This is a genomic window from Skermanella aerolata KACC 11604 (assembly GCF_000936425.1).
Taxonomy (GTDB): Bacteria; Pseudomonadota; Alphaproteobacteria; order Azospirillales; family Azospirillaceae; genus Skermanella; species Skermanella aerolata.
This window is the reverse complement of record NZ_AVFK01000001.1, coordinates 236,234-250,984: the sequence shown is the minus strand read 5'-3', so window position 1 is coordinate 250,984 and position 14,751 is coordinate 236,234. Positions and strand designations below refer to the sequence as shown.

The 14,751-nt window shown below is 64.8% G+C and carries 12 protein-coding genes; 3 read left to right on the top strand and 9 right to left on the bottom strand.

The features are described from left to right. Complete coding sequence (locus N826_RS01135; protein WP_044425480.1) at window positions 1-1,137, top strand: hypothetical protein; 1,137 nt, start codon at window positions 1-3, stop codon at window positions 1,135-1,137. A 40-nt stretch (window positions 1,138-1,177) separates the two neighbouring features. Next, complete coding sequence (locus tag N826_RS01130) at window positions 1,178-5,635, top strand: tubulin-like doman-containing protein (protein WP_044425479.1); 4,458 nt, start codon at window positions 1,178-1,180, stop codon at window positions 5,633-5,635. Between the two features lie 258 nt (window positions 5,636-5,893). Here the strand turns inward: N826_RS01130 and N826_RS01125 are convergent, their stop codons facing one another. Beyond that, the gene (locus N826_RS01125) at window positions 5,894-6,091 is read right to left on the bottom strand and encodes a hypothetical protein (RefSeq protein WP_147040046.1); all 198 of its coding nucleotides are present in this window, start codon (window positions 6,089-6,091) and stop codon (window positions 5,894-5,896) included. Window positions 6,092-6,396: 305 nt separating this feature from the next. Between N826_RS01125 and N826_RS01120 the strand changes: the two genes are divergently transcribed. Continuing rightward, the gene (locus N826_RS01120; protein ID WP_044425477.1) at window positions 6,397-7,140 is read left to right on the top strand and encodes a sulfite exporter TauE/SafE family protein; all 744 of its coding nucleotides are present in this window, start codon (window positions 6,397-6,399) and stop codon (window positions 7,138-7,140) included. A gap of 45 nt (window positions 7,141-7,185) precedes the next feature. Here N826_RS01120 and N826_RS01115 read toward each other — a convergent pair whose 3' ends face one another. From N826_RS01115 to N826_RS01080, 8 genes are all read right to left on the bottom strand, one after another. Continuing rightward, window positions 7,186-8,088, bottom strand: a complete 903-nt coding sequence (locus N826_RS01115) for a hypothetical protein (protein ID WP_147040047.1) — start codon at window positions 8,086-8,088, stop codon at window positions 7,186-7,188. A 196-nt stretch (window positions 8,089-8,284) separates the two neighbouring features. Further along, on the bottom strand, window positions 8,285-8,962 hold the full coding sequence (locus tag N826_RS01110; protein WP_052830732.1) for a TenA family protein: 678 nt from the start codon (window positions 8,960-8,962) through the stop codon (window positions 8,285-8,287). Next, window positions 8,959-9,861 carry a ribokinase gene (locus tag N826_RS01105; protein WP_044425475.1) on the bottom strand — a complete coding sequence of 301 codons (903 nt, stop codon included), beginning with the start codon at window positions 9,859-9,861 and terminating at the stop codon, window positions 8,959-8,961. The genes N826_RS01110 and N826_RS01105 overlap by 4 nt, the downstream gene beginning before the upstream one ends. Further along, window positions 9,858-10,748 carry a phytanoyl-CoA dioxygenase family protein gene (locus N826_RS01100; RefSeq protein ID WP_044425474.1) on the bottom strand — a complete coding sequence of 297 codons (891 nt, stop codon included), beginning with the start codon at window positions 10,746-10,748 and terminating at the stop codon, window positions 9,858-9,860. Before N826_RS01100 ends, N826_RS01105 begins: the two co-directional genes overlap by 4 nt. Further along, window positions 10,742-11,938, bottom strand: a complete 1,197-nt coding sequence (locus tag N826_RS01095; RefSeq protein WP_044425473.1) for a carbohydrate kinase family protein — start codon at window positions 11,936-11,938, stop codon at window positions 10,742-10,744. The genes N826_RS01100 and N826_RS01095 overlap by 7 nt, the downstream gene beginning before the upstream one ends. After that, complete coding sequence (locus tag N826_RS01090; RefSeq protein ID WP_044425472.1) at window positions 11,935-12,720, bottom strand: ATP-binding cassette domain-containing protein; 786 nt, start codon at window positions 12,718-12,720, stop codon at window positions 11,935-11,937. The genes N826_RS01095 and N826_RS01090 overlap by 4 nt, the downstream gene beginning before the upstream one ends. Beyond that, window positions 12,720-13,751, bottom strand: a complete 1,032-nt coding sequence (locus tag N826_RS01085; protein ID WP_052830731.1) for an ABC transporter permease — start codon at window positions 13,749-13,751, stop codon at window positions 12,720-12,722. The genes N826_RS01090 and N826_RS01085 overlap by 1 nt, the downstream gene beginning before the upstream one ends. 70 nt (window positions 13,752-13,821) lie before the next feature. Beyond that, the gene (locus N826_RS01080) at window positions 13,822-14,709 is read right to left on the bottom strand and encodes a substrate-binding domain-containing protein (RefSeq protein WP_044425471.1); all 888 of its coding nucleotides are present in this window, start codon (window positions 14,707-14,709) and stop codon (window positions 13,822-13,824) included. Between the last annotated feature and the right edge of the window lie 42 nt (window positions 14,710-14,751).

Here is a 14,751-nt window from a genome sequence, read left to right as displayed (position 1 = left end):
GTGGCGGTAGACCCTGCAGACGGCGGCAAGCCGCTGCTGATCAACCTGCCTGCGCCGGTAACGGTCAACCGTGGCCAATCGATCCCGGTCCAGGTTCCCCTGTCGGCGGAAGACGTCACGCGGCTGGAAGCTGCCGGGACCGCCAAGGTGGCGTTCGTGGACATGCTCAACCGCATGGCTTCGCCCGACAGCCGGATCGCCACATCCGAGGCGGTGCTGGAAACCAACCATTATGAAATCAAGGTTACCGACGCCAAGCGCCATGTGGTCTACGGATCGGGCGGAAGAGCCAACGTCATCGCACATATCAAGGTGACGCGGCAAAGCCTGGGCTATGGGGACCACCAGAAGGTCATGCTGTGGCTGGCCGATGCCAGCGGCGGCAAACTTCCCGGCACCGAAAAGGAAATCGACCTGACCTTCAATGGGCAGAAGGCGGAGGTTGCCCCTGTGTGGGTCATCGAGCCGGACGCCAATGCCATCACTGGCAGCATCGCCGATGCCCATGCCAGCATCGCCGGAAAACGCCCAAGCGCAGCGGACGCACCGGTAGAGGTGGATCAATGGCGTGGCTGGATGAATGAAGCCTGCACCTACCTTTTCATCCTTGGAGCCGGCATCCTGGGGGCCGGCCTGTTGCTTCGAACCCGCTGGCTTCGTCAAAAGATACGCTTCCTCCAGAAGCTTCGTCTGCCGGGTGGTTCGCTGAACCACATCCTGACGAACGCAGCCAACTTCACGACAATATTCGGTGGCTTGTCGATTACGCCGAGTGTTGTCAGATGGTTCACCGAGGAAGCTGGCGCAGGCGGTTTACATAATTGGCTGACTAATAGCATTGGAGTACTCATTGCTGAGAATGTCTTTATATGCGCATTGATTGGCTGCGTAATCAGTCTATCAAGTTCAGTATTGATAAATCGTTCAATAGCAAAAACTCTTCAGAACGGAGTAATCTGTATAGAATTTCAAGAACTTATCGAACGTAAGCTGAGGTTTGTCTTTTTCACCATCTATGGATCTGCCGCTGGATTTTTCATCCTTGCAATTTTCTTCTGGATGATACTTATAAATCCATACGAAAATTTAACAGGCATCCATGAAATCTGCGTCGGCCTTTCCTGCCAGCAGAACTAAGCACCATCGAGACTGAATGGATAGGTAAGGACAAGAAATCATGGCCGACACCGTAAAATCCGCTTTTAACAGCCGCCTGCCGACGCTGTTTATCGGGCTGGGCGGCACCGGCGTCCGGACACTGCGTTACATGCTGTGGTTGGCCCAGAACGGCCAGGACCCGGACCTCGCGGCGATGCTGGCTGCAGGAAAGCTCCATTTCGTCGCGGTGGATACCGACTGGAAGGCCAACCGGCCCGGTTTGACCGTCCCGGACTATGTCTATCCGCGCATGTCCTCAAAGAAAAGCGGCGAGACGGATGCTTTCCGTGACCTTCCGCGCCTGCCGCGTCTGGTCACCATCCAGACCGAGGACATAACCCGTGCCGTGGATTCCATCCGCCAGCGGCGCAGCGGAGGACGCTCCAACGGATCGGACGCTGCGGAAACCGCCGATCCGCTGTCGAAGATGTCCGATATCGACATGGAAGCCTCCCGGCTCTGGTTCCCCCAGGACGATACCCGCACCGGCGAGGAGATCGGCGTCGGCCAGGCTCACCACGAGGGAGCGGGGCAGTGGCGGCCGCTCGGCCGCCTCGGCCTCTTCCTGGAATCGCGTACGATCATGGACGAACTGCGGGATGGGCACCGGCGCATCCGCGACGCCACTCCGCACGACCGTCCCGTCCGGGCCCATATCGTGGCATCGCTATCGGGCGGCAGCGGCAGCGGCATGTTCTGGGATTCGGCCTTCATGCTGAAGTCCATCGATCCCGGTTGCAACGTCACCGGCTGCTTCCTGATGGCCGATCCGTTCTCCGGATCGGACCGGGCCGAGCGGATCGAACTGAACGCCTATGCCGCCCTCAAGGAGTTGGCGGGATACAAGAACTGGCGGCAGAAGGAGACGTTCGAAGTCCGCTATCCCATCGGCTCACAGGGAGTAGGATTCCGCCGGGAACCCGGCGGACGCCCGGTCTTCGATCTGGTCTATGTCTACCAGTCTTTCGTGCCGGATGGCGATCCGTCCACCTTGGCCGACGTGAATTCGGCCGCAGTCGAGACGAGTTGCTTCCGCCTTGCCCAGAACGCGCTGACGCAGATCCGCACCGACATCCGTGCCCGCATAGACGAGGGCGCCAACAACGAGCGCAGCGACGCGAATGCCGGCGCCGGCAACCAAGAGGCGGGATTCGTCTTCTGCACCTCCGCCATGGTGCCGCTCGATCTTGTCGATACCGATTATCTCGCGGATATCCTGGAAGCTCAGTTCCTGCTCGATGTCGAGCGGCGCCTGAGCGGCGCGGATGTACCCCGGCTGACCCGGCGTGACCTGGACGCCTTGCTGGCGGATGTAATGGATGCCGACCGCAACGAGGTCCAGAACTTGCCGGTGCCGGTGGACCCGCGCCTGCCTGCCCCTCCGGCTCCGCCGGCCGCCGTCTCTCGTCCTGAAGCGCCGGGAGACTGGATCGTCACCGTGAATTCCCTTCAAACAGAGGCGGAAAGCCTCAAGCTGCCGAAGGTCACCACGGTCGAGCGGATGCGTCAGGTCTTGAAGAAGCTGGAGGAGGAAGCGGACCGTCTGGCCGCGCCCGATATCAAGGGCAATGAGGACCGCAAGACGGACCTTGCCCGGCAACTGTTCGACAGTCATGTGCCGCAGACATTGCGTGAAGGCTGGAGGGCGCAGATCGCCACGGGCGCCTGGAAGGCGGGCGATCAGAAGCCGCCCGTAGCCGCCATTCCCCTGATCGAGATCCTGAAGGACGATATCGAGCCGCGCTGGCAGCGCATCTACCAATGGATCAAGCGGGTCAAGGACAAACTGGCGGACGAGCTTCCGCTGCTGGACGAGGAGGCACGGCGCGCACTCGACACGCTGATCGAACGGCTTGCCCGGCTGCCGCAAGGAAATCCGCTGGCGGACGAAATGGTCATAGCACCGGCGTCGCTGATCCAGATGCGGGTCGCGCTGGGAATGCTGCGCGACCCCGCGGATACCCACGAGCAGTCGCTCATCGGACTGAAGGCGATCCACGGCTGCGGTCCGATGGACATCATGATGAAGGCCTTCGCCACGACTCTCGGCGCGACGCTTGACGAACTGGGGCAGCGGCACAGTGTCCGCAACCAGTTCGGCGACGCGTTCCGTTCCTATGCGCATACCCATCGCCATGCCATCATGGGGCACTTTTCCGAACTGATCGAAATCAGCAACGTCAACCAGACGCTGCGCAAGCAACGCACCCGCCAGATTCACGACCGCGGTTACGTCCAACTGCGGAAGGTATTCACGGATACCGGCGGCGGCCATGCGGACGAATTCGCCAAGGCGATGGCGCCGCTGGCCCAGGTGGTCCGGCGGCTGTTCGAGGACCCGACCGAAGAAGACCTGAAGGCGACAGCCGAAGCATTGGCCGAACGGTGCCTGCTGGTCGCCCGCGCCGAAGGCGCGCGGGAAATGATCGAGGAATTCAGCGTCAAGATCACCTGGATAGACGGCTGGACCGCGCTGCTGGAGACACTGGACCGCAGCTTCCGCGAAGAGGAACGCAAGCAGCCGGACGAGCGGCGGCCCTTCGCCCTGAAACTGGCGCTTGCCATTGAGGGACAGTTCTGCGGGCGGGGTACCGGCCTGCCCGGCACCGAGATCCGCAGTGAGGAACTTTTCAACCGCCGGCTCCTGCGGGCACGTATCGCCCTGCGGGCATTCGTCGGTTTCTGGGCCGAGCAAGAGGACTTCGTCCTGCAACGCATGGGCGGGGAAGAGGGACTTCAGGCGATCATGCGGCGATGCCGCAGCCGCGTGTTCGGCAAGGGCGCGGTCGTGTCGTCGATCCAGCAGGATAAGCTTGTCATCGCCAAGCCGGTGAGCGGTCGCTTGACGGGCGGCCGCACGGCGGTTCGTGGCGACCGGCTGATGCAGGCGATCTCCTTCTCCGCACAGAACGCCCTGAACCAGACGCCGATGTTCTGCGGCGACTCACCCCGGCCGGTCGTCTACTTCGAGCAGCTTTTCCGGGCCGGAGCGGAGATCCTGGATATCGAGCGCTACTATCGCCGCTATCAGGAACTGCCGGAAGAGCGGCGGGGACGGTTCCACATCACGCCTGCGGCGGTGGCATTGCCGGAGCTTCTCGACAACTTCCCCCGGTCTCAGCGGGCCTTGTGGACCTGCTCCGATGCGGCCCACCAGGATACCGCCATCCCGCATGGCGAAAGCGCCTGCCCCCGGTGCCTCGACGAGTATCTGCGCGGAACCCGCCCGCTCGTCGCCGTCCGCCGCAATCCGGAGAACGCTCCCTTCGAGATCCCGGGAGGAGCGGTCCTGGGCTTGCCCGCAGCACGGCGCCGCACGGTACCGGCGGCCTTGCAGCCGTATTTCTGGGACGGCGTGAGGCCCCAGGAGCTGGAACGGTTCGAGCGGCTGCTCGACCACAATGGATTGGGCCTTGCGCATCCGGAACGCAAGGGCGGCCAGCATCTGGTCTTTCCCTGCCTTCCGGTTACGGTCAACGGCGCATCCAGCCTGGTTCCCCTTTACCGTGACGGAAAGCACTTCGTGTCCAGCCGCGATGGAAGCCGGTTCTCCCATTCATGCTTCCATTGCAGCTTCCCGATCTCTCCCCGTCAGCTGGACGCCATTCGCGACGGCCGTTCGGTCGCCTGCCCCCGGTGCCAGCGTGTCCTGCGCGAGTGTTCCTATTGCTCGCATCGCGACGGCACCCTGTTCCAGCCGCTGCCGGACCATTCCGGGCCGGAACGGTGCCCGCGCTGCACCAATGTCATGCACCGCCATTTGCCCGACGTGGAAACGGCGTCCACCGACGGATTGGCGGAGGCCGGCTTCTGCCGAAACCTATTCGGTTGTCCGGCGGGTGGACGGCCCTGGAGCACGGCGGCGGAGATGCACGAACACGAACATTGCGAAAGCTGTTACGACCGTCGACACCCGGCCCTGCTCCTGCCCTGGGACGAGTTGCGTACCTGCGTCACGCGGTGCCCCGTATGCCTGACGCTGGTCGGACTGCCCAAGGATGGTCAGATCCACCGGTTCTCGCCTGCTGAGCTGGTCACCCATTTCCTGCAACATGACGATCCGGAACCGGACCAGCCCTGCGTGATATGCGGCACGCAGCCGTCGGCGGTCCTGCGCTGGATGATCGACACCAACTTCTTCGACGATGCGGCCGCCGAACTCCTGCCCCATTCGATCCCGGATCTGACGGCCCGCGTGCCCGGCGACTACACCTTGCCGAAGATAGATGCACACAATGGCATGGATCTGCTGGAACTTATCTGGCGCCATCCGGAGGACAGGGCCCTGTTCGATGCAGTCAGGGCGCTTCCCGGCATCGTCAGCCCGCGCCGGCGCTTTTCCGATTTGGAGAAGGATATGCGCCGGCTGTTCATCGGCAAGGGAGTTGCTCCCCGGGAGGCGGTACAGAGATTGAAGGCCCTGGCGATCATCGAAGACGATATCCGGGCACGCGTCGAGGGCCGTGCCATGCACTGATCGGACATGGCGCATGAAGCGCGCCGCATCTTCGGCGTTCTCGCTTCCGCAGAGGCGAGAGCACCGAAGATGCGGCGACTTTCCTTAGCGCCTACTCCCGTCAGGAAGGCGCCGATGCCGCAGATCCTGCCGCATATTCCAGAGGATCAAGGCATCCCGAGCGCTTCGAAACAGCCCCCCGGCGATCATGGAGACGCCGAGGAGCAACATGAAGTCCGAGAATAGTTTATCCATCGCGCGGCTCTTCCAGGACGGCGTTCATGATGCCGAGCGGAATGCCTCGAAATGGGCTGCGGCCTGTTCCGGCGCATCGAAGGAAAGTCGGCCGATCCGGTTGCGATCGAGGTCGTAGACGCCCCACTGAACCTCCGGCGTTTGCAGGATCAGTCCGACGACGACGCCGTGATCGACAAGTTGATAGGATGCCTTGCCATAGGGCTTCGGTATGACAGCCATGATCGTCTCCCAATGTTTCATTGAAGATGAAGCATCCAGGCGCCGGTCCGGAACTCTGCCGGTTCGCGCCTTGGTCCTGGTTTCCGGAGCGCTGAATTCTCCGGCGATCTCGCGGCGCTTCTGTTGTACACCGCACCCGTTTAAGATTTGTCGGTTTGCCCAGTGAGTCAATAGACATTTTGTGGTTGATCCGCGGCAGGTCCTCGGGCTACGGGCAACGGACTTGGTATCCAGGTGTTTGCAAGAACCGATACAAGGTCGGATTGCGTAAGTCCGAAGCTTGACGGCACCGATCGGAGCCTTTGATGGAAGTGGATATCCTTCTCTACGTCGCGATCGGGTTCCTGGCCCAGATCGTCGACGGTGCCCTCGGCATGGCGTTCGGCGTCATCTGTACGTCGAGCCTGATCGCCTTCGGGTTGCACCCGGCAATCGCAAGCGCTTCGGTCCATGCCGCTGAGATTGTGACGACCGGAATTTCGGGCGGATCGCACGTCTATCACCGGAACGTCGACAAGGTCCTGTTCCTGAAGATCGTGATTACCGGCGTCCTCGGAGGCATTGCCGGGGCTTACGTCCTGACCGGACTTCCGGAAGCGACCGTTAAGGTCTTCGTGGCGGTCTATCTGACGGGCATGGCGCTGCTCATCATCAGCCGCGTGCTCGGCCGTACGCACCGTGGGATCAAGCCGCCGCCCCAGATGCTCGGTCTCGGCGGCGGGTTTCTCGACGCGGTCGGCGGAGGCGGCTGGGGACCGATCGTGGTCTCGTCGCTGGTCGCCACCGGCGACGAACCGCGCCGCGCCATAGGTTCGGTCAACCTTGCGGAGTTCTTCGTCACCGTGGCGATCTCGGTAACGTTCCTGTTTCACCTCGACCTTGCCGAATACGGCAGGATCGTCCTGGGTCTCATGATAGGGGGAGCCGTGGCGGCCCCCCTCGCCGGCTACCTTATCCGGATCATGCCCCAGAAGGTGGCGCTCTGGCTGGTTGGCCTCGTGGTATCGAGCCAGGCGGCCATCAGCATCTATGGGCTGTTCGCCACCTGATGCTGACTTATCAGCCCGGTGCCGGTGGTGCCCGTGCGAGGCCGATCAGAACTCCATGGCCAGTCCGATGCTCCAGCCATAGACACCGTCACCGGCAATGGCGGAGGTCCGCAGGCTGATACCTTCCACTCCCTCGACGATCGATGGGTCGACGATCTCGACGCCGCCGCCAAGCTCGAAGAAGAAGCTGAAGCCGAGGTCACGTTTGGATCCGGGCAGGAAGGTATTGCTGGCAAAGCCGATCCAGCGCAGGGATCGGCCCGCCAGCGTGACCGGCAGCGGTCCGTCGATCCGTGCCGAACCGGTCAGGACACCGTAGGAGTTGATGCCCTCCAATTCGTCCGCACTGGCGTCGAAGCTGCGGTCCAGCAATTGATTGTAGCGGAGGCTCAGCTTGAGGTTGGCGTCTTCTCCCAAAGTCCGTGCATGATCCAGCGCCAGCGCGCCGCCGATCAGGAAGTTATTCGACACGACATCGAAGAATATGCCGCTTCCGGCCTCGCGGATGAGGTCGCCCTCGGGTCCGTTGGTCACTCCGCCCCCACTGGTCCGGGAGTAGCCGGCAAGCAGGATTGGACGCAGAACGGTTCCTTCCGCTATGTCGATCTCCAATCCACCGCCGCCGAGCGCCGTGAACGTGTCGATGTCCAGATCGATGGCGGTTTGTACCGGCGCGTTGACGGCAAGGGACGAGGATTGCGTATTGTTCAGGTAGCCGACAGTCATCTCTACGTAGGGCCGGATGCCGGGAACTTCAGAAGCGAAAGCGTAGGATGGGGCCAGCTTGTATGAACTGAACCTGCCATCGGGACCGGCTTCATCGACGTGAAGCCTCGCCGTACTGATGCCGGGCGTCGCTCCGAAGATGGTCAGGGCCTGAAAGGCGCTGGCAAGATCGCTGGTTACCGCCGCGCTCTTGATGATGTCCCGAAGTTGAGGTCCGGTCACCTGTGCAATCGCCGGTGCGTTGCAGAGCAGGATTGTGGCCACAACGGCAATCGGGAGCGCGGCATTCATGGTCATGCCGGATACAATTCAGAACGTCCGGTTCACTGTCAAGACCGTGCCGCCGCCACATCAAGATCCGAGAACGATGAACACTTTCCTGTCCTATGCGGTTGCCGAAGCCGCAGGCTCCCAAGTCTCATCGGTAGGGCGCGTCGTGGAAGGGCAGTTCGAGTTCCAGGGTGCGGCGGAACGCCGTTTCCATAGCGGTCAGGAGGGCTGGCGAGGCCGTGAGGGCGGCGGCGTCGATCTCGGCGCGAAGCCAGACGACCTGTTCGGCGAAGGCGCCGCCGACATGGAGATCGACCCAGGCCTTGAGCGAGGGATGGCTGATCGGATGGCTCGACGCTTCGGTACACCATGTCTCGTAGGCCCATTCCGCCGCCAGCATTCCCGCCAGGATTTCGGGAAGCGAGCCGTTGGCGGCCAGCGCCAGGGCACCGTCGCGCAGGCCCTTCGCGCCATCTGGAAGGCTGGCACCGGCCTCGTCGGTCGGCGCCATGCGCAAATCGCGGAAGACTGCTTCGAAGTAGTCGATCTGGTCGAAAACTAGGCCGTGCAGCACCGTCGCCAGACGGCGGCGCTGGTCGGTGGTGGACGCCTTTGCCAGCGCCTGGGCGAACACCGTCACCGCCGTTTCGACGAAGGCATGTTCGTAGCGCAGATAACGCTGGAACACGGCGTCCGGCAGCCGGTCGGCTCTGACGTCCTGGACGAAGCGGTGCCCGACCATGGCGTCCCAGGCATCCTTGTTGCGCGCACGGATCGTCAGGCTGAAGCCTTCGGCGGCGGGGGGCGTGGTCTCGGCAGGGATCATGGGGCTGGTTCCGACAGCAGGCGTGACAGTGTCCCGGCATCCGGGAACGAGGATTGAGTGCCGGATCGGGTGACCGCCAGACTGGCGGCCGATACCGCACGAGCGAGCGCGTCAGCCGGAAGGAGGCCGCGGTCCAGGCATCCGGCGACGACGCCGCAGAAGACGTCGCCGGCGCCTGCCGTATCCACGACCTCGACGACGGGGGCCGGGACGTAGTGCGCTCCCTCGGGGCCAGCGAACGTGGCCCCCCGCGATCCCAGCGTCACGATAACCTCGCGGGCGCCGGCGGCGCGCAAGGCGGCGGCGGCGCGGGCCGGATCGGCGTCGCCGCCCAGTTCGGCGGCTTCGACCTCGTTCAGGATCGCCAGATCGACCAGCGGCCACAGGTCACCGCAGGGAAACGCCACGGGCGCGGGGTTGAGCAGCGTCGTCGCTCCGCATTCGCGGGCTTCGGCCAGACAGTGGCGGGTCGTTTCCAGCGACAGGTTGCCCTGGAGCAGGACGATGTCGCCGGGAACTGCCTCCGCCAGGGCTGCCGCGCAGTGGGATGGCGTCAGGCTGGCGGCCGCGTCGTGGCTGCTGACGATGCAGTTGGCGCCGTCCGGCCGGATATAGATGATGGACTGGTCGGTCGGCGCTGGGACGGAGATCAGCCGGCCGGTGTCCAGCGGCTCCAGGTCCAGCCTGGAGCGGGCCAGCGCGCCTTCCGGATCGCCCCCCAGCGGCGCGACCAGCACGCAGCGGGAGCCGCAGCGTCCCGCCACAACGGCCTGATTGGCGCCCTTGCCGCCGAGGTCGACGTAACGTGACGAGGCCAGAAGCGTCTCCCCCTCGATAGGGAACCTATCGACCTTGAAGAAGACGTCGACGGTGCAGTTGCCGAACACGAACACCGTCATGCCGGAACGCTCCGGCCGGGAATGCCCTGAACGGGAAAGCCTGAGCCCGTGTGGTCGAACCCACGCATCGGCATGTCTGGATCGGGGTGGAGCCAATTGTCCTCGGACCACTTGCAGGTCCCGTCGACCACATGGAGAGTAAAGGCTCCCCGAGAGCGGTCGGAGGTATTGGCGAAGCTGCTGTGGGGCAGCAGGCCGTGCAGCACGATCAGGGTGCCGGCCTCGGCCTCCAGGGGAATGAAGCGGGTCTCGTCGAAGGCGGGCGGATCGGGAGGGTCGTAGGCGACGACGTTGCCGGTCCGGCGATAGCGGCAGGCGAGCGGCGACCGGTGTCCGCCGGGAAGCACGCGGAGGCAGCCGTTTTTCACGGTGGCGTCTTCCAGCGCCAGCCAGAAGCCCAGCACGCTCGGCGGGTCGGTCATCAGATAGGTCGCGTCCTGATGGCTGACGACCTCGCCGCCGGTATGGGCCTGCTTGAACAGCACCATGGACTGGACCAGCAGCGGCTGGGACACGCCCAGGCCGGCGGCAATCGCGGCCAGTCCTGGGTCGCGCGACAAAGGACCGAAGATGGGGTCGCGGTCGTGCAGCGCGTGACCGATCTTGTTGACGGTCTCGCGCGGCGGGCACAGCAGACTGCCGTCGGGTGCCAAGGCGCGGCTATCGAAGAAACAGCGAACCTTGCCGCCCGAGTCCAGGAACCATGCGTCTTCGGTGCCGCGCTGGAGCGCCGTCGAGAAGGCCGTGCGCGCGGCTTCCGGTGCTAGTTCGTCGGCCAAGCCATGGGCATGGTCGAGCAGCCGGCGGCAGGTTTCCCGGTCGATGAAATCGGGGACGACCAGAAATCCGTCGGTGTCGAAGGCGTTCTTCATGTCCGGCGTCAGCATGCTCCCGTCCCTTCCCTTTCCATGGTTTCGGCCTCCGCCATCTCTCCGATCCGCTTCGCCGAGGGAACCAGCCCCTGGGCGGTCGGCCGGGTGACGACGAGGCTGGCCCCGATGCAACCGTGGCGAGCCGCCATGACCGCGTCACCGGTGTTGAGCCAGACGGCGAGGAATATCCCGGTGAAGGCGTCGCCGGCCCCGGTGGTGTCGACCGCTTCGACCGGCAGGGCCGGTACCGCGACCGGCCCGGAGCGATCCGGCGGAAGCACCAGCGCGCCCTTCTCTCCCAATGTCAGCACGACGGGACCGGCCCGGCGCTGCGAGAAGATCGCGGCGAAGCGGTCGCACAGGATCGCCTCACTGCCGCGCCAGCCGGTGGCGGTCCGTACCGCCTCCCGATTGACGATCACGACGTCGAAGGAGTCCGCCAGACCGGCCAGCCCCGCTTCGGTCAGGCGCGAGGCCGGCAACCCTGTCGCCTGGATGCTGGCGGTCCATCCGGCGGCGCGAAGCTTGGCTACCCGTGACCGCAGGGAGTCGACCTGATAGCCCTCGATATGGATGCAGCGGCGGCGATCCGGCGGATCGTCGAGACCATCGAGCGGGTCAAGGTCGCTCTTGTCGAACTGGAACGGTTCGTTGACGATGGTGCGCCCGCCGCTCGGCTCGACGATGACCAGACAGCGGCTGAGGCGCCGGTCGGGAGTTCGCCGAATGAAGGAGGTCCCTACCCCGCGCTCAACGATCTCCGCCATCGCCCAGTCGCTTTCCGGATCGAGGCCAACCACCGTGATCAGGTCGGCCTGCACCGCGAAGGGAGCGCCGAGGCCGGCGGCCAGCGCCGCGACATTGGCGGCGGGACCGCCCAGTGACTTGTCGATGGTCCGGGCAGTGGCGCGCTCGTCGCGGTGCGGCAAGGCATTCACCTTGGCGGTGTAGTCGGCGCTGACATACCCGACACTGACCAGACGCGGGGTCCTGACGTCGCCGTCGCGCCGGGCCGGGCGGCTGGTCCGGATCAGCGATCGGGCGTGGCTGTTGCGGACGAACCCGAGTCTGGCGATGGCGCGTTCGACCCGCGCGCGCGTCTCGTCCGCGACGGGGACGGTGTCGTTCAGCACGTTCGACACCGTGCCGATCGAAACGCCGGCCAGCCGGGCCACATCGGGAATGGTGGCGCGCCGCTGGGTCACGAAACCCGCCGGTCGCGGCCGCTGACGATCATCTCGACGATCTCGTCGGCATGGGTGTCGTCGACGGCCCGGCTTGCGATCAGGCGGCCATGCTTCATGACCATGAAGTGATCGCCGACCGCGAAGATGTCCTCCAGCCGATGGCTAATGACGATGACGGCGACGCCCGACCGCTTCAGCCGCGAGATGGTCTCCCGCACCTTCGCGATGGCGGGCGCCCCCAGGTTGGCGGTCGGCTCGTCCATGATCACCAGCTTGGCGGCGAAACCGGTGGCGCGCGCGATGGCGACGGCCTGCTGCTGCCCGCCGGACAGGGCATGGACGGGACTGTCCACCGACGGCACCCGCAAGCCCAGCGCCGAGAACAGGTCGCGCGAGCGGTCGGCCATGCTCCGCCGGTCGAGGACCGGCAGGCCGAACCGCCGGGTCATCAGTTCGCGGCCCAGGAAGATGTTCTGGGCGACCGTCAACTGCGGCACCAGGGCGAAGTCCTGGTAGATCATCTCGATCCCGGAATCGCGGGCAGAGATCGGGCCGTCGAACTTGACCGGCACACCGTCTATTCGGATCTCGCCGTCGTCGGGGCTGTAGGCTCCCGCCAGGATCTTCATGAGGGTGGACTTGCCGGCGGCGTTGTCGCCGACCAGCCCCAGCACCTCGCCCCGATCAAGCCTGAGATCGACGCCGTGGAGGGCGCGGACCGCGCCGAAGCTCTTGGCGATGCCGCGCATCTCTATAAGCGGCTGGTCTATCAGTGGCTGGCCGGCAATAGGTTGGCTCATCACGCCTCGTCCTCCTCGGCGGCGGGGCGGGTGCGCGCCCATTCCTCGATCCTGCGGTTCGCCACCGTGTTGAGCAGCACCGCGAGCAGCAGGATAAAGCCGGAAACGACCTGAACCCAGAAGGGATTGACGCCTTGCAGGTTGAGGCCGTTGCGCACGAAGTTCAGGAACAGGGCGCCGATCACGGTGCCGCCGACGGTCGCGACACCTCCGAACAAGCTGGTGCCGCCGAGCACGACGGCGGCGATCACGTCCAGTTCCATCATCATGCCGGCGTTGGGCGACCCGTTGGCCAGCCTGGCGGTCGCGACCACTCCGCCCAGTCCCGCCAGTGCGCCGGTCAGGGTATAGACCGCGATCTTGATCCGCGTGATGCGCAGGCCCATGACGCGGGCCGCTTCCTCCCGGCCGCCGACAGCCAGCGAATGCAGGCCGAAGCGGGTGCGGTTCAGGACGTACCAGCCGGCCACCGCCACGACGGCGGCGATCACGATCGGCAGGTGGATGCCGGCAAGGCTGCCGCGCCCGATCTCCAGATAGACCGGATCGGACACCGGAACCGCGTAGCCGTTGCTGGCGACGAAGGCGATGCCGCGCAGGTAGACAAGCGCCGACAGGGTCACCACGAAGGGCGGCAGGCCCAGGCAGACGAAGCTTCCGTTGACGGCTCCGGCGGCGGCCCCGATCAGGATGACGATCGCCAAGACGGCGTAGATCGGCAGCCCGGCCGAGAGCAGGGCCGCCGAGCTGACGGAAACCAGCGCCACCAGGGACCCGACCGACAGGTCGATGCCGCCGGTCGCCATCACGAGCGTCATGCCGACGGCGATGATGATGATGGGCGCCGCCTGACGGGCGACGTTGAGGAAGTTGTAAATGGTCAGGAAGTGCTCGGACAGGATCGACATGGCGACGATCCACATCAGGAGGGCCGCCAGCATGCCGTAACGGACCGCCAGCAGGGCCAATCTCCGGCCGTCGGGCATGCCCATCCGGGAACCGCGCCGCAGGAGGCTGGAACTTTGCGTCATGACGCTCTCCTTGCTTTCCCTGGCCTTGCTTGCCTTGGCCTTCCTTGCTGCGGATTGCCGCCATGCCGCCTCACCGGAACTTATCCAGATTGTACTGGGTCACGACGCTGGGATTGTAGCTGAAGCGTGCCGGGATCTTCTGTCCCGCCAAGTGCTGGACCAGCAGCTTGACGGCCGTGGCGCCGCCGATATCGGGCGACTGCTTGAGGAAACCGACGATCTTGCCTTCCTCCAACGGCTTCAGAAAAGGCTGCGGGATGTCGTCCCAGCCGAAGAAGGCGATGTTGCGGCCCTGGGATGCCGCGGCGGCTAGACCGCCCTGAAGCTGGGGATCGCCGGTCGCGTAGATCACGTCAATACCGGGATTGGCGGTCAGCATGTCTTCCGCCTCGGACGTCGCCCGCTCCAGGATGTTGCGGCCGTCGCCGGTCGCCACGATCTCGACACCGGGGACCGACTTCATCGCCTCAATGAAGCCGTCGCGCCGCGCCAGTTGCACCTCGGTCGAGGCGAGCATGATCCCGACCTTGGCCTTGCCGCCCATCTTGCCGATGACGTAGCCGGCGACGAACTGCCCGAACTCGCGGGACGCTTCGAACTGCGGTACGCCGATCTGGGTCACGACATGCGGGCTGTTGACCGGCGTGTCGAGCACGGCGATGGGGATGTTGCGCGAGCCGGCCTCGTCGATCACGCCCATCAGGGAGCCTGATTCGATCGGATCGATCACGATCGCGTTGGCGCCGCGCGCGATGCAGTCCTCGACCAGCGTCACCTGACGCCCGGCATCCGCCTGCGGATCGAGCACGACCAGATCGGCGCCGACCTCGTCGGCGGCGCGCTGGCCGCCCGCGACGCTGCTCTGGAAATATTTGACTTGCAGGCTGAAGGTCACGAAGCAGACGGTCGGCCGCTTCTGGGCGGCCGCGTCCCCGGAGATGAGCGGCAAGGCGACCATAAGGCCGGCCGCCGCATGGATTAACCCCTTCCAAATCATGAA